This is a genomic window from Amycolatopsis sp. NBC_01480 (genome assembly GCF_036227205.1).
Taxonomy (GTDB): domain Bacteria; phylum Actinomycetota; class Actinomycetes; order Mycobacteriales; family Pseudonocardiaceae; genus Amycolatopsis.
Genome location: NZ_CP109442.1, coordinates 1,591,721 through 1,618,594 on the forward strand (window position 1 = coordinate 1,591,721; position 26,874 = coordinate 1,618,594).

Consider the following 26,874-nt stretch of genomic DNA (forward strand, 5'->3'; position numbering starts at 1 on the left):
AGGCTTTGCCGTGCAACGATGCCGCGTGCCCCCACGACAGCGACTCCACCTGGTCGGCGAGGACGAGGACCACCGCGTCTCGACGCTCGAGCTGTTCTTCGACCTCGTTTTCGTCTACGCCATCACGCAGACGACCCAGCTGATGGCCGACCACCTGAGCCTGCTCGGCGTCGCGCAGGGGCTGATGGTGCTGGCGGTGCTGTGGTGGTGCTGGTGCAGCTACGCGTGGCTCGGCACGACGATCCACGTGGACCAGGGGATCGCGCGGCTGGCGATGTTCGGCGCGATGGCCGTGATGTTCCTGGTGTCCCTCACCGTGCCCGAGGCGTTCACCGACCCGCCGGGCGGCCTGGACGCGCCGCTGCTGTTCGTCGGGTGTTACGCGGTGGTGCGGCTGCTGCACGAAGTCGCGTACCTCGGCGCGGCGCGGCACGACCCGGAGCTGCGCCGGGTGCTGCTGCGGATGCTGCGCGGCCTGGTGCCGAGCATCGCGCTGCTGGTCGTGGCGACGTTCCTGCACGGGCCGTGGCAGCTCGTGGTGTGGGCGGTGGCGCTGTTCGTCGACTACCTCAACGTCTACCTGTCCGGCCCGGCCGGCTGGCGGCTGAACTCGCCGGCCCACTTCTCCGAGCGGTTCGGGCTGATCGTGATCATCGCGCTGGGCGAGTCGATCGTGGCGATCGGGATCGGCATCGGCGAGCTGCCGATGACCTGGCTCGTCGCCGGGTCGGCGATCTGCGGGATCGCGCTGGCGGCCGGGATGTGGTGGACGTACTTCGACGTCGTCGCCCATGCCGCGGAGCACCGGCTCACGCGCGCGACCGGGCTGGAGCGCACGAAGATCGCCACCGACTCGTACACCTTCCTGCACCTGCCGCTGATCGCCGGCGTGGTGCTCGTGGCGCTGGGGCTGAAGAAGTCGTTCCTGTACCTGGCCGACACCGTCCACTATGGACCTTCGGTGGCGCTGCACGGCGTGCCGCTCTGGTCGCTCACCGGCGGCCTCGCGCTCTACCTCGTGGCGGTCAGCTCATTGCGCCGCCGCAATCTCGGGAGCTGGAACCGTCAGCGGCTGGTGCTGGCCGTGGTGCTGCTCGCGCTGACACCGCTGCTGGAACACGTGCCCGCGGCCGTGCTGGTGCTGATCGTGGCCGCCACCGTGCTCGCGCTGATCGCGTTCGAACGCACGCCGTGGGCGCGTCGTCCGGTCAGCGTCCCGCGAGTTGGCCGATGACCCCGAGCAACGCCAGCTTTTCGTAGTCCTCGGAGCCGGGCGTGGCCGTGAAGACGAGCAGCGACTGCGCGAGGTCGTCGGTGTAGAGGAACTGGCAGTCCAGCTCGATGCCGCCCAGCTCCGGGTGGACGACCACCTTGCGCCGCGCGGGTTTCAGGCCCACCTCGTGCCGTTCCCACAGCTCGGCGAACTCGGCGCTCTGCTCCGAAAGCCGCCGTACCAGCTCGGCGACGCGGGTGTCGCGACCAAGCCGGGACGACGTCGCGCGCAGGCCCGAGACGAGTTCACGAGCGAACTTCTCGTGGTAGCTGTCCGGATAGATCGCGCGCTCGGCGGGATCGGTGAACCAGCGGTAGACCGCGCTGCGGGCCGGGCCGGTGTACCCGCTGTGGTCGCCGAGCAGCGCGGCCGCGAGCCGGTTCTGCGCAAGCGTTTCGCCGAGGTCGGACAGCACCATCGCGGGGGTGTCCTCGAGCCGGTCGAGCACCCGCAGCAGCGCCGGGCTCACGTGGTCCATCCGCGCCATCCGGGTCGGCGTGCCGTGGCCGGCCAGGCGGAACAGGTGGTCGCGCTCGTCGGCCGAAAGCCGCAGCCCGCGCGCGATCGCGGCCAGCATCTGCTCCGACGGCTGCGGCCCGCGCCGCTGCTCGAGGCGGGTGTAGTAGTCGGTCGACATGCCGGACAGCGTCGCGATCTCCTCGCGGCGCAGGCCGCTGGTGCGCCGGCGCGGCCCCTTGGGCAGGCCGACGTCGGCGGGCTGCAGCGCCTCGCGGCGCCGGCGCAGGAAGTCGGCCATTCCGGGACGGTCCATACCGTCCATTATCGGCGCCCGCCCGCGGCGAGCCAGGGATCGCCGATCCCTGGCTCGCCGGACTCTGCCCGTCGCGTCGCGCCGGGCTCACACTCGGCGCATGACATCCGGACAGTGGAAACTCCCCGATCTCACCGGGCGCACGATGGTGGTCACGGGCGCGTCGAGCGGGCTCGGCGCGGTCACCGCGCGCGAACTCGCGCAGGCAGGCGCCCACGTGGTGCTGGCCGTACGCGATGTGGCGAAGGGCGAACGCGTCGCCGCGGGCATCGGCGGGAAGACCGAGGTGCGCGCGCTCGATCTGGCCGATCTCGCTTCGGTGCGCGCGTTCGCCGACGCGTGGACGGGAAAGCTCGACGTGCTGGTCAACAACGCCGGGATCATGGCCGTGCCCCGAGGGAAAACGGCCGACGGCTTCGAGGACCACTTCGGCACCAACCACCTCGGCCCGTTCGCGCTGACGAACCTGCTGCTGCCGCACATCACCGACCGCGTGGTCACGGTCTCATCCGGGCTCGCGCGGATCGGCACCATCCGGCTGGACGACCTGAACTGGGAGCGCCGTCGCTACCAGCCGATGCGCGCGTACGGCGCTTCGAAGCTCGCGAACCTGCTGTTCACGCTGGAGCTGCAACGCCGTCTTACTGCCGCGGGCAGCTCCGTACGGGCGCTCGCCGCGCACCCCGGCGTCGCGGCGACTTCGCTGGATCAGCACCTTCGCGGACCACAGCAGGCCGTCACGCGCTTCAGCTACCGCTTCATGGCGCAGCGCGAAGCCGCGTACGGCGCGTTGCCGACGCTGTACGCAGTAGCCGAAGACCTGCCCGGGAACTCGTACGTTGGCCCCACCGGCCGTTCCGGCGCACGACCGTCGCTCGAGCGTCGACGAAAGGCCGACAGCGACGCCGACCTCGCGAAGCAGCTGTGGGAGGTCTCGGCGCGGCTCACCGGCGTCAACCGGCACGAGTGAGGGACGGCACTGGCGCATCCGGGCACTCCACGTTAACCTACTGGTGAGTAGGTAACGCGAGGGAGAGGCCATATGGCTGCGCCAAGGAAACGAGACGCGATGGGCTTCGGCCTGGCCGCGCTCACCCGGTTGGCCGGGAGCAAGGTGATCGGCAAGGCGGGGCTCCGCGAACCCGTGCAGAACCTGGTCAAGGCCGGGACGCGCACCGGTTTTCGCGCCGCCGGGGCGGCCACGCGGTCGTTCACCTCGGTGCAGCGGCTGGGCAAGCCCGCGCGGCTCGCCCACGCGTCCGGCGCGGGCCTGTTCGACCTGACGCCGAGCGAGGACCAGCAGCTCATCGTCGAGACGGTGACCGAGTTCGCCGCCGAGCAGCTGCGGCCCGCCGCCGCGGACGCCGACGCCAAGCTCGAAGCCCCCGAAGGCCTGCTGACGCGCGCGGCCGAGCTGGGCATCAGCCTCGTCGGGATTCCGGAAGAACTGGGTGGCGTCGGCACCGAGCGTTCGGTGGTCACCAACGCGCTGGTCGCCGAGGCCCTCGCGCACGGCGACCTGGGGCTGGCCGTGGCCGTGCTCGCGCCGTCGGCCGTCAGCACCGCGCTGGTGGCGTGGGGCGACGAGCAGCAGCAGGCCGATTACGTGCCCGCGTTCGCCGGCGAGCAGGTGCCCGCGGCGGCGCTGGCGCTGCAGGAGCGCGCGCCGCTGTTCGACCCGTTCAAGCCGGCCACCAAGGCGAAGCGCACGCCGAAGGGCTATCAGCTCGACGGCGTGAAGTCGCTTGTGCCGCGCGCCGCGCAGGCCGAGCTCTTCATCGTGTCGGCCGATCTCGAAGGCCGTGGCCCGGCGTTGTTCATCGTCGAGTCTTCGAGCGCGGGCGTGTCGGTCGAATCCGAGCCGGCCATGGGCCTGCGCGGCGCCGCGACCGGGAAGCTGCACCTGGAGAAGGTCGCGCTGTCCGCGGGCGCGCTGCTGGGCGGCGGCAAGGCGGACGTCTTCGCCGAGGTCGTCCGGCTGTCGCGGCTGGGCTGGGCGGCGCTCGCGGCCGGGACCGCGAAGGCCGTGCTCGACTACGTGGTGCCGTACGTGAACGAGCGCACGGCGTTCGGCGAGCCGATCAGCCACCGTCAGGCCGTGGCGTTCTCGGTGGCGGACATCGCGATCGAGCTGGAGGGCCTGCGCTTGGTGACGCTGCGCGCGGCCGCGCGGGCCGAGCAGGGCCTGCCGTACGCGCGGGAGGCCGCGCTGGCGCGCAAGCTGGCCGTGGACAAGGGCATGCAGATCGGCAACGCGGGGGTGCAGCTGCTCGGCGGGCACGGCTTCGTCAAGGAGCACCCGGTGGAGCGCTGGTACCGCGACCTGCGGGCGATCGGCGTCATGGAAGGCGCCGTCCTTCTCTAAACCTCGTGAGTGTTCCGGACGGTTCTAACCGTCATAAACACTCACGAGTCTCCTTTTCGAAAGGCAGCTCATGATCAACCTTGAGGTTCCGAAGAAGGCCGGCGCGCTGATCAACCAGGCGTACCAGGCCGCGGCCGAGGTGTTCCGGCCGATCTCGCGCAAGTACGACCGCGCCGAGCACACCTACCCGGCCGAGCTGGACATGTTCGCGGCCCTGCTGGACGGCCTCAACTCCTCGGGCGAGGGCGGCGCGGGCGCGGCTGGCGTACGACGGTCCGGAGACGACGCTGCGAAGGGAAACCGCAACGGCGCCAACCTGAACGTCGTCCTCGGCACGATCGAAATGTGCTGGGGCGACGTGGGCCTCCTGCTGTCGATGCCGCGTCAGGGCTTGGGCAACGCGGCCATCGGCTCAGTGGCGACGGACGAGCAGCTGGAGCGTTTCTCCGGCCTGTGGGCGGCAATGGCGATCACCGAGCCCGGCTGCGGCTCGGACTCCGCCGCGATCACCACCACGGCCGTCGAGGACGGCGACGCCTATGTCTTGAACGGCGAGAAGATCTTCGTGACGTCCGGCCAGCGCGCCGACGCCGTGGTCGTCTGGGCCACTTTGGACAAGTCCAAGGGCCGCGCCGCGATCAAGAGTTTTGTGGTCGAGAAGGGCACGCCGGGCTTCGAGGTCGTGCGCGTGGAGCACAAACTCGGAATCCGCGCCTCCGACACGGCCGTCCTGCGCTTCGAAAACTGCCGAGTCCCGCGCGAAAACCTCCTGGGCACCCCGGAAATCGACACCGCGAAGGGCTTCGCGGGCGTCATGCAGACCTTCGACAACACCCGCCCCCTGGTCGCGGCCATGGCCATCGGCGTCGCGCGTGCGGCCCTGGAGGAGACGCGCGCGATCCTGTCTTCCGCCGGTGTCACCATCGACTACGACCGCCCTTCCTCCACGCAACACGCCGCGGCTGCGACTTTCTTGCAACTGGAGGCGGATTACGAGGCCGCGTACCTGCTGACGCTGGAATCGGCGTGGATGGCGGACAACCGGCAGCCGAACTCTCTTCAGGCCTCGATGGCGAAGGCCAAGGCGGGGCGGTCGGTTGTGGAGATCACGTTGAAGTGCGTTGAGTTGGCTGGGGTTTTTGGGTACACGGAAGAGTCTTTGCTGGAGAAGTGGGCTCGGGATGCGAAGATCTTGGATATTTTTGAGGGGACACAGCAGATTCAGCAGCTGATCGTGGCTCGGCGGGTTCTTGGGAAGACTTCCGCTCAGCTCAAGTAGGTTGCAGCGCAACAAAAAGCCGCCTGACCGCTACCCCTCTCGGGACGGTCGGGCGGCTTCGTCTTGTGCTACTGAAACTCAGTGACCCGAAATCCGGTCATCCAAGAACTCGTCCAAATACTTCCAAGTGGTCCCCCGAGCCCGCCGCCCCGTCAAAACCCCCAGGTGACCCCCAGGTGCAGTCCTGAACCGAACCTCAGGCGCGTTCTCCAGCAGCTGCACCACCCGCTCCACCGAAGCCTGCGGGGCAATAGTGTCGTTCTCACCCGCCACGACCAGCATCGGCGCCTTCACATCGGACAGGCTGATCACCCGCCCATTCAGGTCGACGGTCCCCTCGGCGAGATCGTTCGTACGGAACAGCCGGTGGTACAGCTGACCGAAAGTGCGCCCAGGGTAGGCATACATGTTGTCCATAAAGTGGTCAACAGCCTCGATCTGCGCCAAGTAGTCACGATCGTCCAGGTTCTTCAGGATGGCCAGGGGCTTGGTGATCTCCTTGCTGATGCCGGTGGCGCGGAAGACGCGGGTGACCAAATAGGACGGTGCGCCGCCGAAGGCGCGGTAGACCGGGGTGAGCAGGTGGCCGCCGGTGAGGTCGACCAGGGGGCGGAACGGGGCGACGATCGGGATGGCCGTGAAGTCCACCGGGGAGGCGATCGCGGTGATGGACTCGATCGGGAGGCCCGGCTGGTCGGCGTTCACCAGCATCGAGAAGATTCCGCCCAGCGACCACGAAACCAGGTGCACACCCTGGCCGCCCGCGTTCTCGCTCACCTTGCGGATCGCGCGCGGCAGCACCTCGTCGATCCAGTGCTCGATGCCCAGGCGGCGGTCGGAGAAGGCGACGGAGCCGTAGTCGACCAGGTAGGTCGGGCGGCCGGCCTCCACCAGGTGCTCGATCAGGCTGCAGCCGCGGCGCAGGTCGAAGCACAGCGCGGGCGCGGCCAGCGGCGGCACCAGCAGGATCGGCGGGCCGGAGACCTCGGACGCGCCGTGCGTCATCCGGTACACCGAACGGTTCGGGCCCTGGTCGATCAGCACCCTGGGCATCGGGCGGAGGTCGGCGACACCACCACGCAGCACCTTGCCCACGACGTTCGAAGCCGCGGCCGCCAGCCGTGCCGATGGTGAAGCCATATCGTGCCTCCTGGAGCTCGTCTCCAGGCCAATCTTGCCGTGCCGGACGGTGCGGCTTCAACCGCCACAGTTGCAAGCACCCGGCAAGCAGGTCCATTTCGGACAGTTACCGGCCCGAATCCGCCGCCGGCGCGCTGCGCGCGGCCCGATCCTCGTACTCCGCGCGTTCCGGTGAGTGGGCCGCCGAGGCCAGCAGCTGGTCGCCGCCGAGAGTGCGGACGAACCATTCGCCGAACGCCCGCGGAAAGAGCCGCGTGAAGCGGCCCGTGAGGTCCAAAGACTTCGGCACGAACACGTCGAACCGCGGATACCGCAGCGCCTGCGCGATCGCCGCCGCCACGTCCTCCGGCCCCACGGACTTGATGAAACGCGCCTCACCCAGCCCGGACGCCAGCTCCGTGCGCACCACCGCGGGCATCACGCAGGACACCAGCACCCCGGTCCCGCGCAGCTCCAAGTGCACCGACTCGGACAGCCCGACCACGGCGTGCTTGGTCGCGCAATACGTGGCCGCGCCGGGAAAACCGGACTTTCCGGCCAGCGAGGCGACGTTCACGATGTGCCCGGTCCCCCGCGGCCGCATCCGTTTCACGGCCTCGCGCGTGCCGTGGAGCACCGCGTGCAAGTTGATCTCCAACGTCCGCCGCGTGGTCGCGTCGTCCTCCTCGGCCAGCGGCGAAAGCGGCATGATGCCGGCGTTGTTGATCAGCACGTCGATCGGGCCGACGCGGCGCTCGACCTCGTCGAGGAATCCGGTGAACGCCGCGGTGTCGGTGACGTCGAGCGGCAGGGCGAGCGCGTCCGTGCCCAGCTCGGCCGCCGTCTTCTCCGCGCGAGCCTGGTCGAGGTCGCCGATCACCACCCGCGCGCCGAGCCGGCTCAGCGCCGACGCGGTACTGGCGCCGATGCCCTGCGCACCCCCCGTGATGACGATGACTTTCCCGGTGAGCGAACGGGGCGGCCTGGCCATGGCGGGCTCCTCCTGCGGTTTCGGAGACGGAACACTATTGGCGTCGTGTCAATATGGTGCACCCGCGACGGTGATAACGCCAGTTATGCGTCACAACCGCTGTTCGAGCACCTGTCCGATCCAGCCGTTGACGTCGAAGCGGACGGTCGACTTGAAGCCTTGCCCCTCGTAATAACGCTGGAGTTCGCCGTCGCCGCCGGCCCAGCAGTCGACGCGCACCAGCTCGATGCCGCGCCGCTTCGCCTCGTCCAGCGCGTACTCGATCAGCCGCGCGCCCACGCCGTGGCCGCCGAACTTCCGCGACGTGATGAGCAGCCGGATGTACAGCTCGCGCTCGCTGGCCTCCGGCACGTGCGCCGGGCATTCCTCGGCCACGATCAACGCGCCCGCGGCCACCCCGTCGACCTCGGCGATCCGCAGGCCCGGATCCGCGGCCATGACGCGCACCTGGTCGATCCGCTTCTGCTGCCCGGACCACGGCTCAGTGCCCCACTGACCGGAACTGCCCCGCGCCACCAGCCACTCGACAGCCTCGTCGAAGAACCCGAGCACGGTGTCCACGTCGGTGTCCGCACCCGATCGGACGATGTAGTACCCCATGGAAGACGTTCTACCGCACGGTGCGAGCCCGCGGGCCGGAAAACCGGATGCCCGCACGGTCCGGGCGCTGGTTGGGTGGGCGGTATGACCGACGCCGCCGATTTGGTCCGCGCGCGGTTCCGTTGGATCGACGGCCACGCGGACGTCTGGGCGCTCTTCCGCGACCCGCGCGCGTTGACGGCGATGGTCGCGGCACTCGCCGACCCGTACCGAAGCCTGGGCGTTACCGCGGTCTGCGGGGTCGAGTCTCGCGGTTTCCTGCTGGGCGGCGCGGCGGCGGTGGAGCTCGGCGCCGGTTTCGTCGCCGTGCGGAAGGGCGGCCTGCTGCCGGGCGACAAGATCAGCCGCGAGGCCGCCCCCGACTACCGCGGACAGCGGCACCGCCTGCGCCTGCAGCGCGCCGCTCTTCGCCCGGACGACCGGGTCCTGTTCGTCGACGACTGGATCGAGACCGGCAGCCAGGCCACCGCGGTCCGGGCCATGGTCGAGGAGTGCGGCGCGACCTGGCTGGGCTGCAGTGTGATCGTCGATCAGCTCGGCGCCCCGTGGGCACGGGGGATCGTCACGACGGACGAGCTGGGAGACGCCGAATGACCGGGCCCGAGGAAATCCCGCTCGCCGGCGGCAACATGAACACCGGCGTGGTGCGGGTCGGCGACACGGTCCGGCGGCCGGCCGGGCCGTGGACACCCGCGGTGCACGCGCTGCTGAAACACTTGCGCAGCACCGGTTTTCGCGGGGCACCGCGGCCGCTCGGGCTGGACGATCAAGGCCGCGAAGTACTCACCTACGCCGAGGGGCCGGTAGTCCACCCGGACCACCCCGAGACCATGGAGCCCGACGCCGCGCTCACCCGTGTGGCCCGCCTGATCCGGGACTTCCACGACGCCGTCGCGGGATTCGAGCCGCCGCCGGACGCGCGATGGCAGGTCGTGATCCCGGGTGACGGGGCCGAGATCATCGCCCACCACGACCTCGCGCCGTGGAACCTCGTCGCCGGAGCGGAGTGGGTGTTCATCGACTGGGACACCGCCGCGCCCGGGACCCGGCTCTGGGACCTGGCCTACGCCGCGCCCGCCTTCGCGCCGCTGCGACCGGGGACGCCGCGGGCCGAGGCGAAGCGCCGACTACGCCTGTTCGCCGACGCGTACGGCCTCGACCAGCAGCAGCGCAAGAAGCTCGCCCAGCTCATGGGACCGCGATCCCGATCGATGTATACCCACCTCAAAACCCAAGCTGAACAAGGAAATCAGCCGTGGGCGCGGCTGTGGCACGAGTGTCACGGCCGCGTCTGGCTCGCCGCCGCCGATTACCTCGACGCGCACGCCGAGGACTGGAGGGCAGCGCTGCTGGCCTGATCAAGCCACGCCGAGGTGCCGCGCGATCAGCATCCGCTGCACCTCGCTGGTCCCCTCGCCGATCTCCAGGATCTTGGCGTCACGGTAGAACCGGCCGACCGGGAACTCGTTCATGAAGCCGTAGCCGCCGAAGATCTGGGTGGCGTCGCGGGCATTGTCCATGGCGGCGTTGGAGGCGACGAGCTTCGCGATCGAAGCTTCCTTCTTGAACGGCTCACCGCGGAGCATCTTCGACGCCGCCTGGTAGTACGCCAGGCGCGCGGTGTGCGTGCGCACCTCCATGTCCGCGATCTTGAACTGGATCGCCTGGTACTCCCCGATACGGTGGCCGAACGCCACGCGGTCCTTCGCGTACTTCAGGCACTCGTCGACGCAGCCCTGCGCCAGACCCACGCTCACCGCGGCGATCGCGACGCGACCTTCGTCCAAAATAGACAGGAACTGCGCGTAACCACGGCCCCGCGTGCCGACCAGGTTCGAGGCCGGGACCCGGACGTCCGAAAAGGACAGCTCGTGGGTGTCCGAGCAGTTCCAGCCGACCTTCGAGTACTTGCGCGCCACGGCGAAGCCCGGGGTGCCGGCCGGGACGATGATCGCGGAGATCTCCTTGCGGCCGTTCTCCATCACGTCGGTGACGGCCGTGACGGTGACCAGCCGGGTGATGTCGGTGCCGGAGTTCGTGATGAACGCCTTGCTGCCGTTGATCACCCAGTCCTCGCCGTCGAGCTTGGCGCGGGTGCGCGTGGCGCCGGCGTCCGAGCCGCCGCCCGGTTCGGTCAGGCCGAAGCCGCCCAGCGCCTCGCCCGTGCACAGGGCGGGCAGCCAGGTTTCCTTCTGCTCCTGCGTGCCGAAGCGGTAGATCGGCATCGCCCCGAGCGAGACGCCCGCCTCGAGCGTGATGGCCACCGACGAGTCGATCCGGGCCAGCTCCTCCAGCGCCAGGCAGAGCGCGAAGTAGTCACCGCCCATGCCGCCGAACTCCTCGGCGAACGGCAGGCCGAACAGGCCCATGCCGCCCATCTTGGCCACGATCTCGTACGGGAACTCCTCCTTCTCGTACATCGGGCCGATCACCGGCGCGACCTCCGCCTGCGCGAAGTCCTCGACCGTCTTGCGGAGTGCCTCGTACTCTTCGTCCAGGCGGAAGTCGATCACTGCTTCTCCTCGGTCGGGCTGATCACAGCCAGCGTCTCGTCCAGCGCGACCTGCTGGCCGGCGCGGACGGAAAGCTCACTCACCACACCGTCGATCGGCGCGGTCACGGTGTGCTCCATCTTCATCGCCTCGACGATCAGCAACGGCGTGCCCGCGCTGACCTCGTCGCCGGCGGCGACCTTCACCACGAGCACGGTGCCCGGCATGGGACTGGTGACCGGCCCGGCGCCCGCGGCTTCCCCGCGCGCCGAAAGCCGCACTTCCTGGTCGGAGAAAGCAAAACTGCGTCCCTCGCCGGCCAGCCAGACTGTCCTTTCCGGACTTGAAGCACGCCGGTAACGCAGGAATCCTTGCGGCTGACGGACTTCCAGCAGATCGCCGTCGCGGCGGGCCGAAACCCGCACCGGCTCGGCGTCGTCCACCGTCACGGTGGCGTCGGCCGGAGTGCCCTCGACGCGGACCACGGCCTGTGTGGTCGAGCAGCGCAGCCGGAACGTCACGCCACCGGTGGCGCCGAGGCGCCAGCCGTTCGGCACGTCCCACGGGTCCACAGTGGACCCGCTGGGCTGCAGCGAGAGCAGCCGGTCCATCGCCGCGGCCACGAAGAACTCGGCCGGGATGTCGCCGGCGACCAGCTCGTCCAGCCGCCGGTCCACCAGCTCGGTGTCGAGCCGGCCCGCGCGGACGTCCTCGTCGGCCAGCAATCCGCGCAGGAACGCGATATTCGTGCCGACGCCCAGCAACGCGGTGTCGGCCAGCGCGAGGTCCAGCTTGCGCAGCGCCGACGCGCGGTCCGGGCCGTACGCGATGACCTTGGCCAGCATCGGGTCGTAATTCGAGCCGATCACGGCGCCCTCGGTCATCCACGAGTCGACGCGCACGCCTTCGCCCGAAGGCTCGTGCACGGCCAGCACCGTGCCGCCGGTCGGGATGAACCCTCGCGCCGGATCCTCGGCGTACACCCGCGCTTCGATGGCGTGGCCTTCGAGCCGGACGTCCTCCTGGCGCAGCGTCAGCGGTTCGCCGGCGGCGATCCGGACCTGCCACGAGACAAGGTCGAGGCCGGTCACCATCTCCGTGACCGGGTGCTCGACCTGCAGCCGGGTGTTCATCTCCATGAAGAAGAACTCGTCCGGGTCGTGCGCCGACAGGATGAACTCGACGGTGCCCGCGCCGACGTAGCCCACGGACCGCGCGGCCTCGGCGGCAGCCGCGCCCATCTTGGCGCGTTTGGCTTCGTCGAGCAGCACCGAAGGCGCCTCTTCGATGATCTTCTGGTGCCGCCGCTGCAGGCTGCACTCGCGCTCGCCGAGGTGCAGCACGGTCCCGTGCGCGTCGGCCAGCACCTGGATCTCGATGTGCCGCGGGGTGGTGACGAACCGCTCCATCAGCAGCGTGTCGTCGCCGAACGAGCCCTTGGCCTCGCGTCGCGCGGACTCGATCGCGGCGTCCAGTTCGGACTCCGCGTGCACCAGCCGCATGCCCTTGCCGCCACCGCCGGCGGACGGCTTGAGCAGCAGCGGGTACCCGACTTTCGCGGCCGCCTCGGCGAAACCGCCCTCGGGAATGTCCATATCGGACGCTCCGGGCACGACCGGCACCCCGGCCGCGGACACCGTGGCCTTGGCGTGGATCTTGTCGCCCATCGCGTCGATCGCGCTCGGCGGCGGCCCGATGAAGACCAGGCCGGCCTCCTCGCAGGCCCGGGCGAACCCGGCGTTCTCGGCCAGGAAGCCGTACCCCGGATGCACGGCTTGCGCACCCGTGTCCCGCGCGGCTTGCACGATCGCCGGTATCGACAAATAGCTTTTCGCCGCTTCGGCCGGGCCGATGCGGACCGCGGTGTCCGCCTCACGCACGTGCTTCGCGTCAGCGTCCGCGTCGCTGTACACCGCGACCGAACGGACGCCCAGCGCGCGCAGCGACCGGATGACCCGGACCGCGATCTCCCCGCGGTTGGCGACTAGAACAGTGGTGAACACACTCATCACATCCGGAAGACGCCGTAGTTGACCTCGGGCAGGGGCGCGTTGGCCGCGGCCGACAGCGCGAGCCCGAGCACCGTGCGGGTGTCCGCCGGGTCGATCACCCCGTCGTCCCACAGCCTCGCGGTGGAGTAGTACGGGCTGCCTTGTGCCTCGTACTGCTCGCGGATCGGGTCCTTGAAGGTCTCCTCGTCCTCGGCGGACCACTCGCCGCCGCGGGCCTCGATCGAGTCCCGGCGGACCGTGGACAGCACCGAAGCCGCCTGTTCCCCGCCCATCACGGAAATCCGCGCATTGGGCCACATCCACAGGAACCGCGGCGAGTACGCCCGGCCGCACATCGAGTAGTTCCCGGCGCCGAACGAGCCGCCGATGATCACGGTGAACTTCGGCACCCGCGCGCAGGCGACGGCGGTGACCATCTTGGCGCCGTGCTTGGCGATGCCGCCCGCCTCGTACGCCTTGCCGACCATGAAGCCGGTGATGTTCTGGAGGAACAGCAACGGGATCGAACGGCGGTCGCACAGTTCGATGAAGTGCGCGCCCTTCATCGCCGACTCGGAGAACAGCACGCCGTTGTTCGCGACGATGCCGACCGGGTGACCGTGGATGTGCGCGAAGCCGGTGACGAGCGTCGAGCCGTACTCCTTCTTGAACTCCGCGAACCGGCTGCCGTCGGTGATGCGGGCGATCACCTCGCGGACGTCGTACGGCGTGCGCGGGTCGGTCGGCACCACGCCGTACAGCTCGCGCGGGTCGACGACCGGCTCCTCGGTGGGCAGCACGTCCCACGGCCGCGGCGTGCGCGGGCCGAGGGTGGAGACGATGGAGCGGACGATGCGCAGCGCGTGCGCGTCGTCGTCCGCCAGGTGGTCGGTGACGCCGGACTGGCGCGAGTGCACGTCGCCGCCGCCCAGCTCCTCGGCCGTGACGACCTCGCCGGTCGCGGCCTTCACCAGGGGCGGGCCGCCGAGGAAGATCGTGCCCTGGTTGCGCACGATCACCGCTTCGTCGCTCATGGCGGGCACGTACGCGCCGCCCGCGGTACACGAGCCGAGCACGGCGGCGATCTGCGGGATGCCCCGCGCGGACATGGTGGCCTGGTTGTAGAAGATGCGGCCGAAGTGCTCCCGGTCGGGGAACACGTCGTCCTGGCGCGGCAGGAACGCGCCGCCCGAGTCGACCAGGTAGATGCACGGAAGGTTGTTGTGCAGCGCCACTTCCTGGGCGCGCAGGTGCTTCTTGACGGTCAGCGGGTAGTAGGTGCCGCCCTTGACCGTGGCGTCGTTGGCCACGATCACGCACTCGCGGCCGGACACCCGCCCGATGCCGGTGATCACGCCGGCGGACGGGGCCTCGTCGTCGTACAGGCCGTTCGCCGCCAGCGGGGAGAGCTCCAGGAACGGCGAACCCGGGTCGAGCAGCGTGTCGACGCGGTCGCGCGGCAGGAGCTTGCCGCGCTCGACGTGCCGCGCGCGCGACTTCTCCGGCCCGCCGAGGCGCGCGGCGGCCAGCCGCTTGCGCAGGTCCTCCACCAGTTCGGCGTGCGAGGTGACGCTGCGGGCGAACGGTTCGCTCCGCGGATCCGCGGAGCTGCTCAGTACCGGCGTGTCCATGACTCCCCGTCGCGAGGTTAGCGTTCGTTAACTTCACCTCGGATGTTAGCGAGCGCTAACCGGAGTGTCCAGCGGGGACCCCTGTGATCCGGGCCCGCCCGCGAAAAAGGCCCGTGGGCGGCGGCGCCGGTCAGCACCACCGCCCACGGGCCGGGGAAAAACGGGCTGATCAGCCGATCGCGGAGGTCAGCGGGGAGTAGTAGCCGCCCCGCTGGCCGGCGGCCGTCGGGTGGTACGACTCGTCCACCGGCCAGGTGAGGCTGTGCAGGTAGTCGCCGGCCGAGGAGCAGATGTTGTGCCCGTCGAACGCCGACCGGACGTCCACGAACTGGGCACCGGCCGCCGAGGCCCGCGCCGAGATCACGCCGGCGATGGTGTCCGCGCCGGAGTTGATCGCGGAGCGCTTGGTGTCGCTCAGGCCGACGCTGCAGGAACCCGGCACGGTGTAGAAGCGCGGGTAGGACAGCACCACGAGCTTGGCGCTGGGCGCCTTCGCCTTGACCGCCGCGTACACCTTGTCCAGCAGGCCCGGGAGGGTGTTCTGGACGTAGGCCTTCGCGGTGTTCACCCGGTCCACACAGGTCTGGTCGCTGTTCAGGGTGCAGGTGGTGATCACGTCGGTGAAGCCGGCGTCGTTGCCGCCGACGGTCACCGTCACCAGGCCGGCGTTGGACGGCATCGAGCCGATCTGGGTCAGCACGTCACCCGTCTTCGCGCCGGAGCAGGCGAGGAAGGTGAACGTGGTGCCGCTGTGGGCGTTGGCGTACAGCTGGCCGTACGCGTTGGCGCTGCGCTTGCAGGCACCGGAACTGCCGTAGTCCCCGGCGCCGACTCCCGAGGAGTAGGAGTCGCCGAGGGCCACGTAACTGGTGGCCGCGCCGGCGGTGCCGGCCAAGCCGAGGCAAGCGAGTAGAGCGACCCCCAGGGCCGCGCACATCCGTTGGAGGTTTCGAGTGGTGGAACGGGCGGGAACAGCCATGGGTCACTCCTGTCGTGACAGCTCAACGAGGTAAAGCAATACCAGGTGGTTTCCCCACTGGACACCCTTAAAAGTGCCCTGCCGCCACTTGGCCCAGGCCGGAAGTCGGACCGGAGGTTAGCGCTCGCTAACCGGCGGTCCTACTATGGCCGGATGCCGGCGAACCCCACCCCACTCGTGACTGGCGAGAAGGCGAACAGGCGGGAACAGATCATGGCCGCCGCCGCCGAGCTGTTCGCCCACCACGGCTTCCACGGCGTGGGCATCGACGACATCGGCGCCGCGGTGGGCATTTCGGGCCCCGCGCTGTACCGCCACTTCCGCAGCAAGGACGCCATCCTCGGCGAGATGCTGAACTCGATCAGCCACTACCTGCTCGACGGCGGCACCGAGCGCGCGGCGATCGGGGGCTCGGCCGGCGAGCTGCTGGCCGCGCTCGTGCGGTTCCACGTGGACTTCGCGCTCGACCACCCGGCGCTGATCACGGTGCAGGAGCGGAACCTGGCGAATCTCACCGACAGTGACCGCAAAGAGGTCCGGGCGCTGCAACGCCAGTACGTCGAGGTATGGGTGCGGGCGATCCGTGACGCCGTCCCCGGGCTCGAGGAGCGCGAGGCGCGGTCGGCGGCGCACGCGGTTTTCGGCTTGATCAATTCGACGCCGTACAACCGCCATCTCGGTGACGGCGAGCTCGCCGACCTGCTCTGCCGGCTCGCGCTGGGCGCACTTTCGGCGGCCGGCTGATCCGCCGGATTCGGGGTATCCCCACGGATGCCGGTGCTGGTGTTTGATAGGCACGTGACCCCGGACCGGAGCGAGGATGAGCAGCGGCTCGTCGAGAAGGCGCAACGCGCGCTCGTCGCCATCAGCCTCGGCGAAGACGCCGAAGCGCTCGACGAGGTCACGCCGTCTTCCGAGGAGCCGAAGGAGCGCTCGGACGAGACGAAAGCGCTGATGCTGCTGCTGTTCGGCGAGTGCAGCACCATGGTGTCCACGCTCGGTGACGGCGGGACGGCACCGGTGAAGGTCCAGGTTTTCGACGAGGACGGCGAAGAGGTTTCCATCGACCAGGCCGACCCGCCGGTGCGCACCGCGGTCCGCACGCTGCTCGCCGAGGTCCACGGCAACACCGCCGCCGCGCAGGAGCAGGTCGAGATCGCGCTCGCCAACGCCGCGCCGAACGAGGTCGACAGCCTGGTCCTGCAGGCCCTGCGCTGGACGATCCGGCTGTCGGTCGAATGCCTGGAGCGGGACCTGCCGGTCGCGGACTGGATCTCGGACGCCGTCGACGGCTGAGCGCCCCCGGGTCCCCGCAAGCCGAGGCGCCGTCAAGGACTCCTTACCGGCGTCCCACGCGGGTAAGGAGTCCTTGACGGCTTTCAGGCCCCGGAGATCAGCCGAGCAGGGACTTCACCAGCGCGCCGATCTGGCCGCTCTCGATCAGGAACGAATCGTGGCCGTACGGCGAGGAAACCACCGCGGCCTCGCCGCCGGCCGCGCCCGCGATCTCCGCCGACTGGTACAGCGGGTACAGCCGGTCGCTGTCCACGCCGGCGACCACGGTCCGCGCGGTGACCTGCGCCAGCGCCGCACCGATCCCGCCGCGGTCCCGGCCGATGTCGTGCGTGTTCATCGACTCCGTCAGCACCACGTACGAGCCCGCGTCGAAGCGCGCGGCCAGCTTCTCCGCGTGGTGGTCCAAATAGGACTCGACGGCGAACCGCCCGCCGCGCAACGGGTCCTCCTCGCCCTGGTACCGGCGGCCGAAGCGCTGGGCCAGCTCGGGCTCGCTGCGGTAGGTCACGTGCGCGATCCGCCGGGCGACGCCGAGGCCGCGGTGCGGGCCTTCGCCGTCGGGACGGCCGTAGTAGTCCCCGCCGTGCCAGCCCGGGTCGGAGCGGATGGCGTGCAGCTGCGGGGCGGCCCAGGCGATCTGCTCGGCCGAGGCCCGCGCCGTGGACGCCAGCACCAGCACCGAATCCACCCGATCGGGCGTGGAAACGGCCCATTCGAGCGCCCGCATGCCGCCCATCGACCCGCCCGCGACGGCCGCCCAGCGGTACACGCCGAGCGCGTCCGCGAGCGCCTCTTCGGTGCGCACCTGGTCCCGCGCCGTCACGACGGGGAAGCGGCTGCCGTACGGCCGCCCGTCTTCGGCGTCGGACGAAGGCCCGGTCGAGCCCTGGCAGCCGCCGAGCACGTTCGGGACCACCACGAACAGCTCGTCGGTGTCGAAGGCCTTGCCCGGCCCGATCAGCCCGTCCCACCAGCCCGGGCTGGGGTGGCCCGGCTCAGCGGGGCCGGCCGCGTGGCTGTCGCCGGTGAGGGCGTGCTCGATGAGGACGGCGTTGGAGCCGTCGGAGTTCAGCGTGCCCCAGGTTTCGTACGCGAGGGTGTACGACGGCAGCGAGCCACCGGCCTCCAGCGCGAGCGCGCCGGGGCCGGTGAACCACTTTCGCCGGCCGGGCGGGTCACCCGGCCGCCATGCTCCGGTGACCGGCGGGAGACCGGTGCCGGAATCCGTCACTGCGCCGCCTTGGCGGCCCGGAAGCCCGCCTCGAGGTCGGCCTTCAGGTCTTCGAGGCCTTCCAGGCCCACGGCGAGCCGCACCAGGCCCGGCGTGACGCCGCTGGCCAGCTGCTCCTCGGGGCTCAGCTGGCTGTGCGTGGTGGACGCCGGGTGCACGATCAGGCTGCGCACGTCGCCGATGTTCACCAGCTGGCTGTGCAGTTCCGTGCCGTCCACGAAGCTGCGGCCGGCGTCGACCCCGCCACGGAGATCGAACGACAGCACCGCGCCCGCGCCGCGCGGCAGGTACTTCTGCGCGACGGAGTAGAACGGGCTCGACGGCAGGCCGGCGTAGTAGACCTTCTCGACCTCGTCGCGCTGCTCCAGCCACTCGGCCAGCGCCTGCGCGTTGGACACGTGCCGCTCCAGCCGCAGCGAAAGCGTCTCGATGCCCTGCAGGATGAGGAAACTGTTCAACGGCGAGATGGCCGCGCCGGTGTCGCGGAGGATCTGCACCCGCGCCTTCGCCGCGTACGCGCCCGGGCCGAGCGCCTCCCAGTACTTGAGGCCGTGGTAACTCGGGTCCGCCTCGTTGAAGCCCGGGAACCTCGCCGGGTCCTTGCCGAAGTCGAACGTGCCGCCGTCGACCAGCACGCCGGCGACGGTGGTGCCGTGGCCGCCCAGGTACTTGGTCGCGGAGTGCACGACGACGTCCGCGCCGTGCTCGATCGGGCGCAGCAGGTACGGCGTGGGCACGGTGTTGTCCACGACCAGCGGCACGCCGGCCTCGTGCGCGACGTCGGCGACCGCGCGCACGTCGAGCACGTTGCTGCCCGGGTTCGCCAGCGTCTCGGCGAAGAACAGCTTGGTGTTGGGCCGGACCGCGGCGCGCCACTGCTCGAGGTCGTCCTGGTCGTCGATGAACGTGACCTCGATGCCGAGCTTCGGCAGCGTGTAGTGGAACAGGTTGTACGTGCCGCCGTAGAGCGAAGGGCTGGAGACGAAGTGGTCGCCGGCACCGGCCAGGTTGAGGATCGCCGCGGTGGTGGCGGCGGAACCGGAGGCGAACGCGAGCGCGGCGACCCCGCCCTCGAGCGCGGCGAGCCGCTGCTCCAGCACGTCCTGCGTCGGGTTCATGATGCGGGTGTAGATGTTGCCCGGCTCGGCCAGGCTGAACAGGTCGGCGCCGTGCTGGCTGTCGCGGAAGACGTACGACGTCGTCTGGTAGATCGGCGTCGCGCGGGCCCCGGTCGTGGGATCCGGCGCCGCGCCCGCGTGGATCTGCTTGGTCTCGAAGGACCAGGCCGAGGTGTCTTCCGGCATCGACTTCTCCTTGCGGCTCAATGGGATCGGCTCCGTGGTCGAAGCTAGCTCGGCCGAACGGAGCACCCAAGGGCTCCCACGGGGTGGGAGTCCCCGTCCCAACGTACGCCGGTCACCGCGCCCGGCCGGCCCTTCAGCGGCGCACGGCCGTGGCCAGCTCGGTCAGGTAGCGCTTGGTGATCCGGCCGCCGTGCTCCTCGTCGATCAGCCGGGTGATGGCGTCGAGCAGGCCCTCGCGGCGCTCCGGCGGCAGGGCGCGGTGGCCGGAGTAGGTCAGCAGCAGGTCGATGTACTCCGCGGTCGAATAGTCCAGCTCCCATTCCCAGCGTCGGAAGCGCGGCGGCCCGAAGCGGTCGGACTCGTCGAAGGTGGTGGGCACGTCCGCGGCCGCGGACAGGCGCAGGCCGGGCGGGGTCGCCGGGTCGAAGCGCTCGTAACAGCGCTGGACGTCGGTGAAAAACCGCCCGCTGCCGCCCGCCACGTGGTGGGTCGTGATCAGGGCGAGCGTGCCGCCTTCACGCAGGGCGTCTGCGGCCTTCGCCATGCGGGTCGCCGGGTCGAGCCAGTGGAAGGCCGTCGCGGCGAGCACGACGTCGAACGGCTCGGGCGACGGCGGCCAGTCCTCGAAAGCGCCGGTTTCGACTGTCGCGGAAGGGAAATCGGCCAGCTTCGCGGACGCGACGGCCGCCAGGTCCGCGCTCAGTTCGACGGCGGTGAGCACGCACCCGCGCTCGGCCAGCGGGACGCTCGCCTGCCCGGTCCCACAGCCGATCTCGAGCACCCGCGTGCCCGCTTCGAGATCCTCGAACACCGCCGCCGGATAACCCGGGCGCGCCCGGTCATACCGCCCGGCGTCCTCACCGAAGGTCGTCCGCAGCTGTTCCCGCATGGTCTGAAAGCTACCGTTTCGCGCGCCGGTGACGGCTCGGCGAAGATGTACCTCGTGGTCTCCGTACGCAGCGTTGTCGACCGGGTGGGGCCGACGCTGCTGCACGCGTTGCAACTGCCCGAGGACGGCCCGGCGGTCGGCGATGTGGTGATCGCCGAGCCGGGCACACCGACCGGGGTCGCGGCCGGCGACCTCGTGCTGGGCGTGGCGACGGCGGAGGCGGCCGACGCGGCGGAGCTGGTGCGGCTCAGCGCGAGCCAGGGCGCGGCGGCGGTGCTGCTGAAGCCGCCGCTCGCGGCGAAGCCCACGGTGAAACGGGCGGCCAAGACCGCCGGGATCGCGCTGGTCCAGGTGCACGCGGCGACTTCGTGGGCCCAGCTCGTCTGGCTGCTGCGCACGGTGCTCGACGCGCTCGGCGACGAGTCGGAATCGCTGGAGGAGGGCGGTGATCCCGGGTCCGGCGACCTGTTCCGGCTGGCCGACGCGGTGGCGTCCGTGGTGGACGCCCCGGTGACCATCGAGGACACCAACTCGAGGGTGCTCGCCTACTCCGCGCGCCAGGACCTCACCGACCCCGCGCGGGTGGCCACGATCATGGGCCGCCGGATCCCCGACGACGTGCTCGCGCGGTTCCGTTCCCGCGGCGTGTTCCGCGAGCTTTCCCGTGGCCGGCAGACGATTTTCGTACCGGCCCAGCGCGACGGCACACTGCCGCGGCTGATCGTGCCCATCCGGATGGGCGGTGAGCTGCTGGGCTCGATGTGGGCGGTGGTCGCCGGGCCAGTCTCGGAGGAACGCGCGGCCGCCTTCGCCGACGCCGCGCCCGTCGTCGCCCTTCACCTGCTTCGGCGACGCGCGCACACGGACACGCAGCGCCGCGCTTCGGCCGAGCTGCTGCGCGCTGTCCTCGAAGGACGAGCCGGGCCCCGTCGCGCGGTCGGCGAGCTGGACCTCTCCGACGAGCCGCACCGCGTTGTCGTCATCGAGGTCACCGGCGGCGACGGGCGCGACGCCGAGGGCCTGCGGCTGGCGTTGCTGGAACGGATTTCGCAGGGCGTCGGCCGCCGTCCGGTGGCGACGGAGCTGGGTGGGCTGCTGTACGCGGTCGTCCCGGACACCCCCGGAGCCGGGGGCTGGGCCGAGTTGCGCGACGCGATCGCGAGCCAGACCGCGTCACGGCGCGGCGGCGTCCCCCGGGCGGCCGCGGGCGCACCGGGCGACGTCACGGCGCTGCCGACGTCACGGGCCCAGGCCGACGAGGCCCTCGGCCTGCTGCGCGCGGGCATCGTGGACGGCCGCGTCGTCGCGTACGACCAGCAGTGGACGGCGCTGGTCCTGCACCGCGGCGCGACCGGCGCGGCCGCGGCGAAGGTGGCGGAGCTGGGCCCGCTCGGCCAGTTGCGCGCCCACGACGAGACGAACAGCGCCGGCTACGTCGACACGCTGTACGCCTGGCTCCGCCACCCCGGCGACCCCCGCGCGGCGGCCCAGGAGCTGCGGATCCATCCGAACACCTTGCGCTACCGGATGAAACGCCTGCTGGCGCTGGTCCCCCTCGACCTGGACGACCCCGACGTCCGGCTGGCTTTGACCACCCAGCTGGTCGCGTTGCGGTGGAGCTGATTTCCGTTCCACCGCAACGCTTTCAGACCTGGTAGCTGAGATCGTGCGCCCGCAGCGACGCCGGCGCGAGCCGCACCCAGACGGTGCGGTCGTCCTCGTGCAGGTAATCGCGGAAGCGCGGGTCCCAGCGGTGTTCGTCCGGGCCTAGGTAACGCACCAGCTTGCGGCGGCCGCGCGGCACGTCGAACGGCCGGATCTCCGCGTCGCCGCTCGCGCCGACCTGGCGGACAAGCCCGGTGGCCACGTCGCAGACGTCGACCGTCAGCGCGATCCGCGGCGTGGCGCGGATCCGGCCGGGCAGCCGCGACCACGAACCGCTCAGGATCCAGAACGCGTTGTCCTCCCACAGGTACCAGGTGGGGCGCACCGTCGGCCCGGCCGTGGCGACCCTGGCGGTGAGCGGTTGGGCCAGGAACTCGTCGAGGTCGAAAGGACTCTCGAACCCGCTCACGCGACGAGCAAGGTCTTGCCGAACGTCGCACGCGCCTCGATCGCCGCGTGGGCCTCCGCGGCATCAGCGAGCGGGAAGCGCTGGCCGATCACCGGGGTGAGGTCTCCCGCGGCAGCCGCGGCGAGGGCGGACTCCGTGAAGCCGCGCAGGGCGGCCGCGTCGCCGATCGAGCCGACCAGCGTGACGCCGCGGGCGCGAGCGTCCTCTTCGGACACTTCGGCCCAGGTGCCGCTCGCCAGGCCGTACCGCGCCATGCGGCCGCCCGGGCGCAGCAGGGAGAACGCCGTGGTGCCGATTTCGCCGCCGACGCCGTCGAAGACCACGTCGACCTCGCCGGCCTTCTCCGGCCAGCCGGGTTCGGTGTAGTCGACCGCGAAGTCCGCGCCCAGTTCCCGGGCGCGGGCAACCTTCTCCGCCCCGCCGGCCGCGGCGACCACCTCGGCGCCCGCGGCCTTCGCCAGCTGCACCAGCAGGCTGCCGACACCGCCGGCCGCCGCCTCGACCAGCACCCGCTCACCCGGCCTGACCGACGCCGCGTGCACCAGGCCGGTCGCCGTCCGGCCGTCGGCGAGGAGCGCGACGGCGACGTCCAGGCTCAGCGCGTCCGGCACCGGGAACACCAGCGACGCGTCCACCGCAACCCGCTGCGCGTAACCGCCCGCCCCGCCGGTCGAGGTCACCACGCGCTTGCCGACCAGGCCGAGCCCGACGCCCTCGCCCACCCGGCTGATCACGCCGCCGACGCCGTTGCCGGGAATCATCGGCAGCACCGGGGTGAACGGGCCGGAGCCCGACGCCCGGAACTGGGTCTCCACAAACGTCACGTTCGAGAAGGCCACCTCCACGAGCACCTGTCCCGGTCCCGCGACCGGGTCCGGCGCCTCCCCCGCGACCAGCACCCCGGGACCCCCGAACTCGCCTAGCCAGACCGCACGCATGAACGCCCTTCCTCACCGACATCCGCCGGGTCACAGCCAACAACCTCGACCGCGCTCGAGGTCAAGGGTTTGTGCCGAAACAGGTGGCCTCGGCGCGGGAAAACCCCGAGCTGCGGGCCGTCGTCGACGAGGTTTTCGACCAGCGGCAGGCGACCCTGCGAGACCGCCTGCAGACCGCGGTCGAGCGCGGCGAGCTGCCCGCGGTCGACCTGTCCTTCCTCGGCGCGATGCTCGCCGGGCCCGTCCAGCTGTTCGTCAGCCGCGGTTCCCGCGCCTTCACCCGGGCCGACGCGCAGCGGGTGAGCTCGATCGTGCTCGCCGGGGTGCGGGCCACCGCAGCCGACGACGCCCGGCCCCGCCGATGATCGTCCGCGCGATCTGAGCCCACGCGGAAAAGCGTCAGCGGCGGGATTCGACCTTCAGATCACCGCGGTTGAACGCGCGGCCCCGGTCACTGGCGAGCAGCGCGTGCGGATTGCCGAGTTCGATCGCGCTGGCCTGGTCGAGTTGGGCCAACTGGGCGTCGGTGAAGTCGACCTCCAGCGCGCCCAGGTTGTCCTCCAGCTGCGCCGGGGTGCGCGCGCCGATGATCGGCGCCGTCACGTCCGGGTGCTGCCCGGCCCAGGCCAGCCCGACCTGGCCGGGGCTGCGGCCCAGCTCCGCGGCGACCTCCTTCAGCACGTCCGCGATCGCCAGGTTTCGCTCGGTGACGTCGCCGTTGGCGATGTTGAAGTCCTTGCGGGTGCCGTCGCCGGTCTTGCCCGCGGTGAGGTCGGCGCGGCTGTACTTGCCCGCGAGCACCCCGCCGGCCAGCGGCGAATACGGGATCACGCCCAGCCCCATCTCACGGGCCATCGGGATCAGGTCGCGTTCCCCGGTGCGCTCGATCAGGCTGTACTCGAACTGCAGCGCCACCAACGGAGACCAGCCGCGCAGGTCGGCGATCGCCTGCATGCGCGAGACCTGCCACGCCGGGGTGTTGCAGATCGCCACGTACAGGACCTTGCCCTGGCGGACCAGGTCGTCCATCCCGCGCAGGACCTCCTCGACCGACGTCGTGAAGTCCCACACGTGCAGGTAAAGCAGGTCGATGTAGTCCGTGTTCAGCCGCCGCAGGCTGGTCTCCACCGACGCGAACATGGTCTTCCGGTGGCTGCCGCCGGAATTCGGGTCGCCGGGCCGGCTCAGCGTCGAGTATTTCGTGGCCAGCACCAGGCTTTCGCGGTTGTCGCGGGCGAATTCGCCCAGCAGCCGCTCGGAGCTGCCGTTGGTGTACGTGCTGGCGGTGTCGATGAAATTGCCGCCGCGCTCGACGTAGATGTCGAACAGCTTGCGCGCGTCGTCCTGCTCGGCGCCCCAGCCCCATTCGGTGCCGAAGGTCGCCGCGCCCAGTGCCAGCGGGGAGACCCGCAGCCCGGAGCGGCCCAGCAGCCGGTAGCTGTCGAGGGTGGTCGACATCAGGTGTCCTCCTGTGCTTGATCCGTTGTCCGGGCCAGTCTGTGACCGCCGGGAGCCGGGGATAAGGGAGAGGACTTCCTGGGAATACCAGTCCTACCCTCGCGGTAGGAATGGGCATGACGACGAGCACCGCGGACCCGAACCAGGAGCTGGCCGTTTTCCTCCGGACCCGGCGCGAACGCCTGGACCCGGACGATTTCGGCCTGCCGGCCCGCCGCCGCGTCCGGCGGACCCCGGGCTTGCGCCGTGAAGAGGTCGCCGAGCTGGCCGGGGTCAGCATCGACTACATCGTGCGGCTCGAACAGGCCCGCGGGCTGCGGCCGTCCGCGAACGTGGTGGAGGCGCTGGCCAAGGCCCTGCGCCTGGCCCCGGACGAACGCGCGTACCTGTTCGACCTGGCCCAGCAGCGGCCCCTGAACACCGACAAGCCCGCCACCACCGCGCCGGAGCCGCTCGCCCGGCTCGTGGCCGGTCTGTCGCCGCTGCCGGCCATGCTGATGAACCACCGTTACGACATCCTGGCCTGGAATCCCGAAATGGCGAGCCTGCTGATGGACTTCGGCACGCTGCCGCCGTCGCGGCGCAATCAGATGTGGCTGTGCCTGATGCACCCGCAAGTCCGGGCGTTTTACGCCGACCGCGAAGTCGTTGTACGCGAGGCGATCGCGCACCTGCGTGCCGCCTGGGCCGCGCATCCGGAAGACCAGGTGCTGGCCGACTTCATCACCGAATTCGCCGCCGACGACGAGTTGTTCGCGCGCTTGTGGGCCGAGCGGGACATCGTGCTGAACGGCCGCGGGCGCAAGGTGCTGCGCCGTCCCGACGTCGGGATGCTCACCGTCGACTTCGAAGTGCTGATGCCCCTGCAGGACCAGGACCAGCGGCTGGTGATCTACCGCGCCGCCGACGAGGCGAGCCAGTCGGCCTTGGACCGGCTGTGCGCACGGTGAGCACTTGTGCGCTGAGGACTACGAAAGGACGGTAAGACTGTCCCACGAGCACGATGACACCGCCGTCCGGGTGCATCACCGTGAGTGGCAGCACCTTCGAAACCCATCCGCCGCCAGGAGGCCGCCGTGCGTATCGCCGTTCCCCGTGAGATCAAGAGGCACGAGTACCGGGTCGCGCTGACCCCGGCCGGGGTGCACGAGCTGGTCGGCCGAGGACACGACGTTTTCGTCGAGACCGGCGCCGGTGTCGGCTCGTCGATCAGCGACGAGGAGTACGTCACGGCCGGGGCGAAGATCCTCGCCACCGCCGAGGACACCTGGGCCGAGGGCGAGCTGGTGCTGAAGGTCAAGGAGCCGATCGCCGAGGAGTACCCGCGGCTGCGCCGGGACCAGGTGCTGTTCACCTACCTGCACATCGCCGCCGACCGCGCGCTGACCGACGCGCTGCTGGCCGCCGGCACCACCGCGATCGCGTACGAGACGGTGCAGACCCCGAACGGCGCGCTGCCGCTGCTCGCCCCGATGTCCGAGGTCGCGGGCCGGCTGGCCCCGCAGGTCGGCGCGTTCTCCCTGATGAAGCCCAGCGGCGGCCGCGGCGTGCTGCCCGGCGGCATCCCCGGCGTGCACCCGGCGCGGGTCGTCGTGATCGGCGGCGGCGTGGCCGGCCTGAACGCCGCGCGCGTGGCGCTGGGCCTCGGCTCGGACGTCGAGATCCTGGACACGAACGTCGACCGCCTCCGCCAGATCGACAACGACTTCGGCGGCCGCATCCGCACGGTCACCTCGAACCGGCTGGCCGTCGAGGAGTCCGTGCTGGCGGCCGACCTCGTCATCGGCGCGGTGCTGGTGCCCGGTGCGAAGGCGCCGAAGCTGGTGTCAAACGACCTCGTCAGCCGGATGAAGCCGGGCAGCGTGCTCGTCGACATCGCCATCGACCAGGGCGGCTGCTTCGCCGACTCCCGCCCGACCACGCACGACGAGCCCACCTACCAGGTGCACGAGTCGGTGTTCTACTGCGTCGCGAACATGCCGGGCGCGGTGCCGCGGACCTCGACCTACGGCCTCACCAACGTGACCCTGCCGTACGCCGTGCAGCTCGCCGACCACGGCTGGAAGTCGGCCCTGACCGCCGACGCGAGCCTCGCGAAGGGCCTCAACACCCACGCCGGCCAGCTGACGAACGAGCCGGTCGCCGTCGCGCACTCGCTGCCCCACACCTCGGTGGAGAGCGTTCTCGCCTGA

General features: G+C 70.8%; 26 protein-coding genes. 12 read left to right on the top strand and 14 right to left on the bottom strand.

Going from position 1 to position 26,874, the window contains the following annotated elements:
• Positions 1-25 precede the first annotated feature (25 nt).
• The gene (locus tag OG371_RS07410; RefSeq protein ID WP_329066894.1) at positions 26-1,234 is read left to right on the top strand and encodes a low temperature requirement protein A; all 1,209 of its coding nucleotides are present in this window, start codon (positions 26-28) and stop codon (positions 1,232-1,234) included.
• Here the strand turns inward: OG371_RS07410 and OG371_RS07415 are convergent.
• Positions 1,209-2,045: a helix-turn-helix transcriptional regulator gene (locus OG371_RS07415; protein ID WP_329066896.1), complete on the bottom strand. Its 837-nt coding sequence runs from the start codon at positions 2,043-2,045 to the stop codon at positions 1,209-1,211. The two genes, OG371_RS07410 and OG371_RS07415, sit on opposite strands and share 26 nt — an antisense overlap.
• A 100-nt stretch (positions 2,046-2,145) precedes the next feature.
• Here OG371_RS07415 and OG371_RS07420 point away from each other — a divergent pair, with 100 nt between their 5' ends.
• The 3 genes from OG371_RS07420 to OG371_RS07430 all read left to right on the top strand — a co-directional run bounded on the left by OG371_RS07420 (position 2,146) and on the right by OG371_RS07430 (position 5,689).
• A complete protein-coding gene (locus OG371_RS07420) occupies positions 2,146-3,015 on the top strand; it encodes an oxidoreductase (protein WP_329066898.1) in 870 nt (289 codons plus the stop codon).
• Positions 3,016-3,114: 99 nt separating this feature from the next.
• Complete coding sequence (locus tag OG371_RS07425; RefSeq protein ID WP_329072932.1) at positions 3,115-4,410, top strand: acyl-CoA dehydrogenase family protein; 1,296 nt, start codon at positions 3,115-3,117, stop codon at positions 4,408-4,410.
• Between the two features lie 70 nt (positions 4,411-4,480).
• A complete protein-coding gene (locus OG371_RS07430; RefSeq protein ID WP_329066900.1) occupies positions 4,481-5,689 on the top strand; it encodes an acyl-CoA dehydrogenase family protein in 1,209 nt (402 codons plus the stop codon).
• A gap of 78 nt (positions 5,690-5,767) precedes the next feature.
• Here the strand turns inward: OG371_RS07430 and OG371_RS07435 are convergent, their stop codons facing one another.
• From OG371_RS07435 to OG371_RS07445, 3 genes are all read right to left on the bottom strand, one after another.
• Positions 5,768-6,829 carry an alpha/beta fold hydrolase gene (locus OG371_RS07435; RefSeq protein WP_329066902.1) on the bottom strand — a complete coding sequence of 354 codons (1,062 nt, stop codon included), beginning with the start codon at positions 6,827-6,829 and terminating at the stop codon, positions 5,768-5,770.
• A 106-nt stretch (positions 6,830-6,935) separates the two neighbouring features.
• A complete protein-coding gene (locus tag OG371_RS07440; protein WP_329066904.1) occupies positions 6,936-7,799 on the bottom strand; it encodes an SDR family oxidoreductase in 864 nt (287 codons plus the stop codon).
• Positions 7,800-7,889: 90 nt separating this feature from the next.
• Positions 7,890-8,399, bottom strand: coding sequence for a GNAT family N-acetyltransferase (locus tag OG371_RS07445; RefSeq protein WP_329066906.1), 510 nt, complete (start codon positions 8,397-8,399; stop codon positions 7,890-7,892).
• Positions 8,400-8,483: 84 nt separating this feature from the next.
• Here OG371_RS07445 and OG371_RS07450 point away from each other — a divergent pair, with 84 nt between their 5' ends.
• Both OG371_RS07450 and OG371_RS07455 read left to right on the top strand, forming a co-directional pair.
• On the top strand, positions 8,484-8,993 hold the full coding sequence (locus OG371_RS07450; protein ID WP_329066908.1) for a phosphoribosyltransferase: 510 nt from the start codon (positions 8,484-8,486) through the stop codon (positions 8,991-8,993).
• Positions 8,990-9,757, top strand: a complete 768-nt coding sequence (locus OG371_RS07455; protein ID WP_329066910.1) for a phosphotransferase — start codon at positions 8,990-8,992, stop codon at positions 9,755-9,757. Before OG371_RS07450 ends, OG371_RS07455 begins: the two co-directional genes overlap by 4 nt.
• Here the strand turns inward: OG371_RS07455 and OG371_RS07460 are convergent, their stop codons facing one another.
• From OG371_RS07460 to OG371_RS07475, 4 genes are all read right to left on the bottom strand, one after another.
• Positions 9,758-10,912, bottom strand: a complete 1,155-nt coding sequence (locus tag OG371_RS07460) for an acyl-CoA dehydrogenase family protein (protein ID WP_329066912.1) — start codon at positions 10,910-10,912, stop codon at positions 9,758-9,760.
• Entirely contained in the window at positions 10,909-12,894 is a 1,986-nt protein-coding gene (locus OG371_RS07465) for an acetyl/propionyl/methylcrotonyl-CoA carboxylase subunit alpha (RefSeq protein WP_329072934.1), read from the bottom strand. Before OG371_RS07465 ends, OG371_RS07460 begins: the two co-directional genes overlap by 4 nt.
• Positions 12,895-12,899: 5 nt before the next feature.
• Positions 12,900-14,513 (bottom strand): carboxyl transferase domain-containing protein, encoded by a 1,614-nt coding sequence (locus OG371_RS07470; protein ID WP_329066913.1) that lies wholly within the window; start codon positions 14,511-14,513, stop codon positions 12,900-12,902.
• 169 nt (positions 14,514-14,682) lie between these two features.
• Positions 14,683-15,450, bottom strand: coding sequence for an SGNH/GDSL hydrolase family protein (locus OG371_RS07475; protein WP_329066914.1), 768 nt, complete (start codon positions 15,448-15,450; stop codon positions 14,683-14,685).
• Positions 15,451-15,645: 195 nt separating this feature from the next.
• Here OG371_RS07475 and OG371_RS07480 point away from each other — a divergent pair, with 195 nt between their 5' ends.
• Positions 15,646-16,236: an SACE_7040 family transcriptional regulator gene (locus OG371_RS07480; RefSeq protein ID WP_329066916.1), complete on the top strand. Its 591-nt coding sequence runs from the start codon at positions 15,646-15,648 to the stop codon at positions 16,234-16,236.
• Between the two features lie 54 nt (positions 16,237-16,290).
• Positions 16,291-16,788 carry a hypothetical protein gene (locus tag OG371_RS07485; RefSeq protein ID WP_177231138.1) on the top strand — a complete coding sequence of 166 codons (498 nt, stop codon included), beginning with the start codon at positions 16,291-16,293 and terminating at the stop codon, positions 16,786-16,788.
• A 97-nt stretch (positions 16,789-16,885) separates the two neighbouring features.
• Here OG371_RS07485 and metX read toward each other — a convergent pair whose 3' ends face one another.
• The 3 genes from metX to OG371_RS07500 all read right to left on the bottom strand — a co-directional run bounded on the left by metX (position 16,886) and on the right by OG371_RS07500 (position 20,212).
• Entirely contained in the window at positions 16,886-18,019 is a 1,134-nt protein-coding gene (metX, locus tag OG371_RS07490; RefSeq protein ID WP_329066920.1) for a homoserine O-acetyltransferase MetX, read from the bottom strand.
• Complete coding sequence (locus tag OG371_RS07495) at positions 18,016-19,323, bottom strand: bifunctional o-acetylhomoserine/o-acetylserine sulfhydrylase (RefSeq protein WP_329066922.1); 1,308 nt, start codon at positions 19,321-19,323, stop codon at positions 18,016-18,018. Before OG371_RS07495 ends, metX begins: the two co-directional genes overlap by 4 nt.
• 133 nt (positions 19,324-19,456) lie before the next feature.
• Positions 19,457-20,212, bottom strand: coding sequence for a class I SAM-dependent methyltransferase (locus OG371_RS07500; RefSeq protein ID WP_329066924.1), 756 nt, complete (start codon positions 20,210-20,212; stop codon positions 19,457-19,459).
• Between the two features lie 54 nt (positions 20,213-20,266).
• On the opposite strand from OG371_RS07500, the gene OG371_RS07505 reads away from it, so the two are divergent.
• Positions 20,267-21,835 (top strand): PucR family transcriptional regulator, encoded by a 1,569-nt coding sequence (locus tag OG371_RS07505; RefSeq protein WP_329066926.1) that lies wholly within the window; start codon positions 20,267-20,269, stop codon positions 21,833-21,835.
• A 22-nt stretch (positions 21,836-21,857) separates the two neighbouring features.
• Here OG371_RS07505 and OG371_RS07510 read toward each other — a convergent pair whose 3' ends face one another.
• Both OG371_RS07510 and OG371_RS07515 read right to left on the bottom strand, forming a co-directional pair.
• Positions 21,858-22,286: a pyridoxamine 5'-phosphate oxidase family protein gene (locus tag OG371_RS07510; RefSeq protein WP_329066928.1), complete on the bottom strand. Its 429-nt coding sequence runs from the start codon at positions 22,284-22,286 to the stop codon at positions 21,858-21,860.
• Positions 22,283-23,224, bottom strand: coding sequence for a zinc-binding dehydrogenase (locus OG371_RS07515; protein WP_329066930.1), 942 nt, complete (start codon positions 23,222-23,224; stop codon positions 22,283-22,285). The genes OG371_RS07510 and OG371_RS07515 overlap by 4 nt, the downstream gene beginning before the upstream one ends.
• Positions 23,225-23,244: 20 nt before the next feature.
• Here OG371_RS07515 and OG371_RS07520 point away from each other — a divergent pair, with 20 nt between their 5' ends.
• Complete coding sequence (locus OG371_RS07520; protein WP_329072936.1) at positions 23,245-23,589, top strand: TetR-like C-terminal domain-containing protein; 345 nt, start codon at positions 23,245-23,247, stop codon at positions 23,587-23,589.
• 34 nt (positions 23,590-23,623) lie between these two features.
• On the opposite strand, the gene OG371_RS07525 is transcribed toward OG371_RS07520, so the two are convergent.
• On the bottom strand, positions 23,624-24,682 hold the full coding sequence (locus OG371_RS07525) for an aldo/keto reductase (protein WP_329066932.1): 1,059 nt from the start codon (positions 24,680-24,682) through the stop codon (positions 23,624-23,626).
• A 116-nt stretch (positions 24,683-24,798) separates the two neighbouring features.
• Between OG371_RS07525 and OG371_RS07530 the strand changes: the two genes are divergently transcribed.
• On the top strand, positions 24,799-25,632 hold the full coding sequence (locus OG371_RS07530; protein WP_329066934.1) for a helix-turn-helix transcriptional regulator: 834 nt from the start codon (positions 24,799-24,801) through the stop codon (positions 25,630-25,632).
• A gap of 126 nt (positions 25,633-25,758) precedes the next feature.
• Complete coding sequence (gene ald / locus OG371_RS07535) at positions 25,759-26,874, top strand: alanine dehydrogenase (RefSeq protein WP_329066937.1); 1,116 nt, start codon at positions 25,759-25,761, stop codon at positions 26,872-26,874.

Coding starts and splice junctions, on each gene's coding strand:
- OG371_RS07470 (WP_329066913.1), bottom strand. CDS start 14,513: ATGGACACGCCGGTACTGAGCAGCTCCGCGGATCCGCGGAGCGAACCG.
- OG371_RS07530 (WP_329066934.1), top strand. CDS start 24,799: ATGACGACGAGCACCGCGGACCCGAACCAGGAGCTGGCCGTTTTCCTC.
- OG371_RS07515 (WP_329066930.1), bottom strand. CDS start 23,224: ATGCGTGCGGTCTGGCTAGGCGAGTTCGGGGGTCCCGGGGTGCTGGTC.
- OG371_RS07415 (WP_329066896.1), bottom strand. CDS start 2,045: ATGGACCGTCCCGGAATGGCCGACTTCCTGCGCCGGCGCCGCGAGGCG.
- OG371_RS07455 (WP_329066910.1), top strand. CDS start 8,990: ATGACCGGGCCCGAGGAAATCCCGCTCGCCGGCGGCAACATGAACACC.
- OG371_RS07495 (WP_329066922.1), bottom strand. CDS start 19,323: ATGCCGGAAGACACCTCGGCCTGGTCCTTCGAGACCAAGCAGATCCAC.
- OG371_RS07425 (WP_329072932.1), top strand. CDS start 3,115: ATGGGCTTCGGCCTGGCCGCGCTCACCCGGTTGGCCGGGAGCAAGGTG.
- OG371_RS07420 (WP_329066898.1), top strand. CDS start 2,146: ATGACATCCGGACAGTGGAAACTCCCCGATCTCACCGGGCGCACGATG.
- OG371_RS07500 (WP_329066924.1), bottom strand. CDS start 20,212: ATGCGGGAACAGCTGCGGACGACCTTCGGTGAGGACGCCGGGCGGTAT.
- OG371_RS07440 (WP_329066904.1), bottom strand. CDS start 7,799: ATGGCCAGGCCGCCCCGTTCGCTCACCGGGAAAGTCATCGTCATCACG.
- OG371_RS07525 (WP_329066932.1), bottom strand. CDS start 24,682: ATGTCGACCACCCTCGACAGCTACCGGCTGCTGGGCCGCTCCGGGCTG.
- OG371_RS07435 (WP_329066902.1), bottom strand. CDS start 6,829: ATGGCTTCACCATCGGCACGGCTGGCGGCCGCGGCTTCGAACGTCGTG.
- OG371_RS07445 (WP_329066906.1), bottom strand. CDS start 8,399: ATGGGGTACTACATCGTCCGATCGGGTGCGGACACCGACGTGGACACC.
- OG371_RS07475 (WP_329066914.1), bottom strand. CDS start 15,450: ATGTGCGCGGCCCTGGGGGTCGCTCTACTCGCTTGCCTCGGCTTGGCC.
- OG371_RS07450 (WP_329066908.1), top strand. CDS start 8,484: ATGACCGACGCCGCCGATTTGGTCCGCGCGCGGTTCCGTTGGATCGAC.
- OG371_RS07480 (WP_329066916.1), top strand. CDS start 15,646: ATGCCGGCGAACCCCACCCCACTCGTGACTGGCGAGAAGGCGAACAGG.
- OG371_RS07430 (WP_329066900.1), top strand. CDS start 4,481: ATGATCAACCTTGAGGTTCCGAAGAAGGCCGGCGCGCTGATCAACCAG.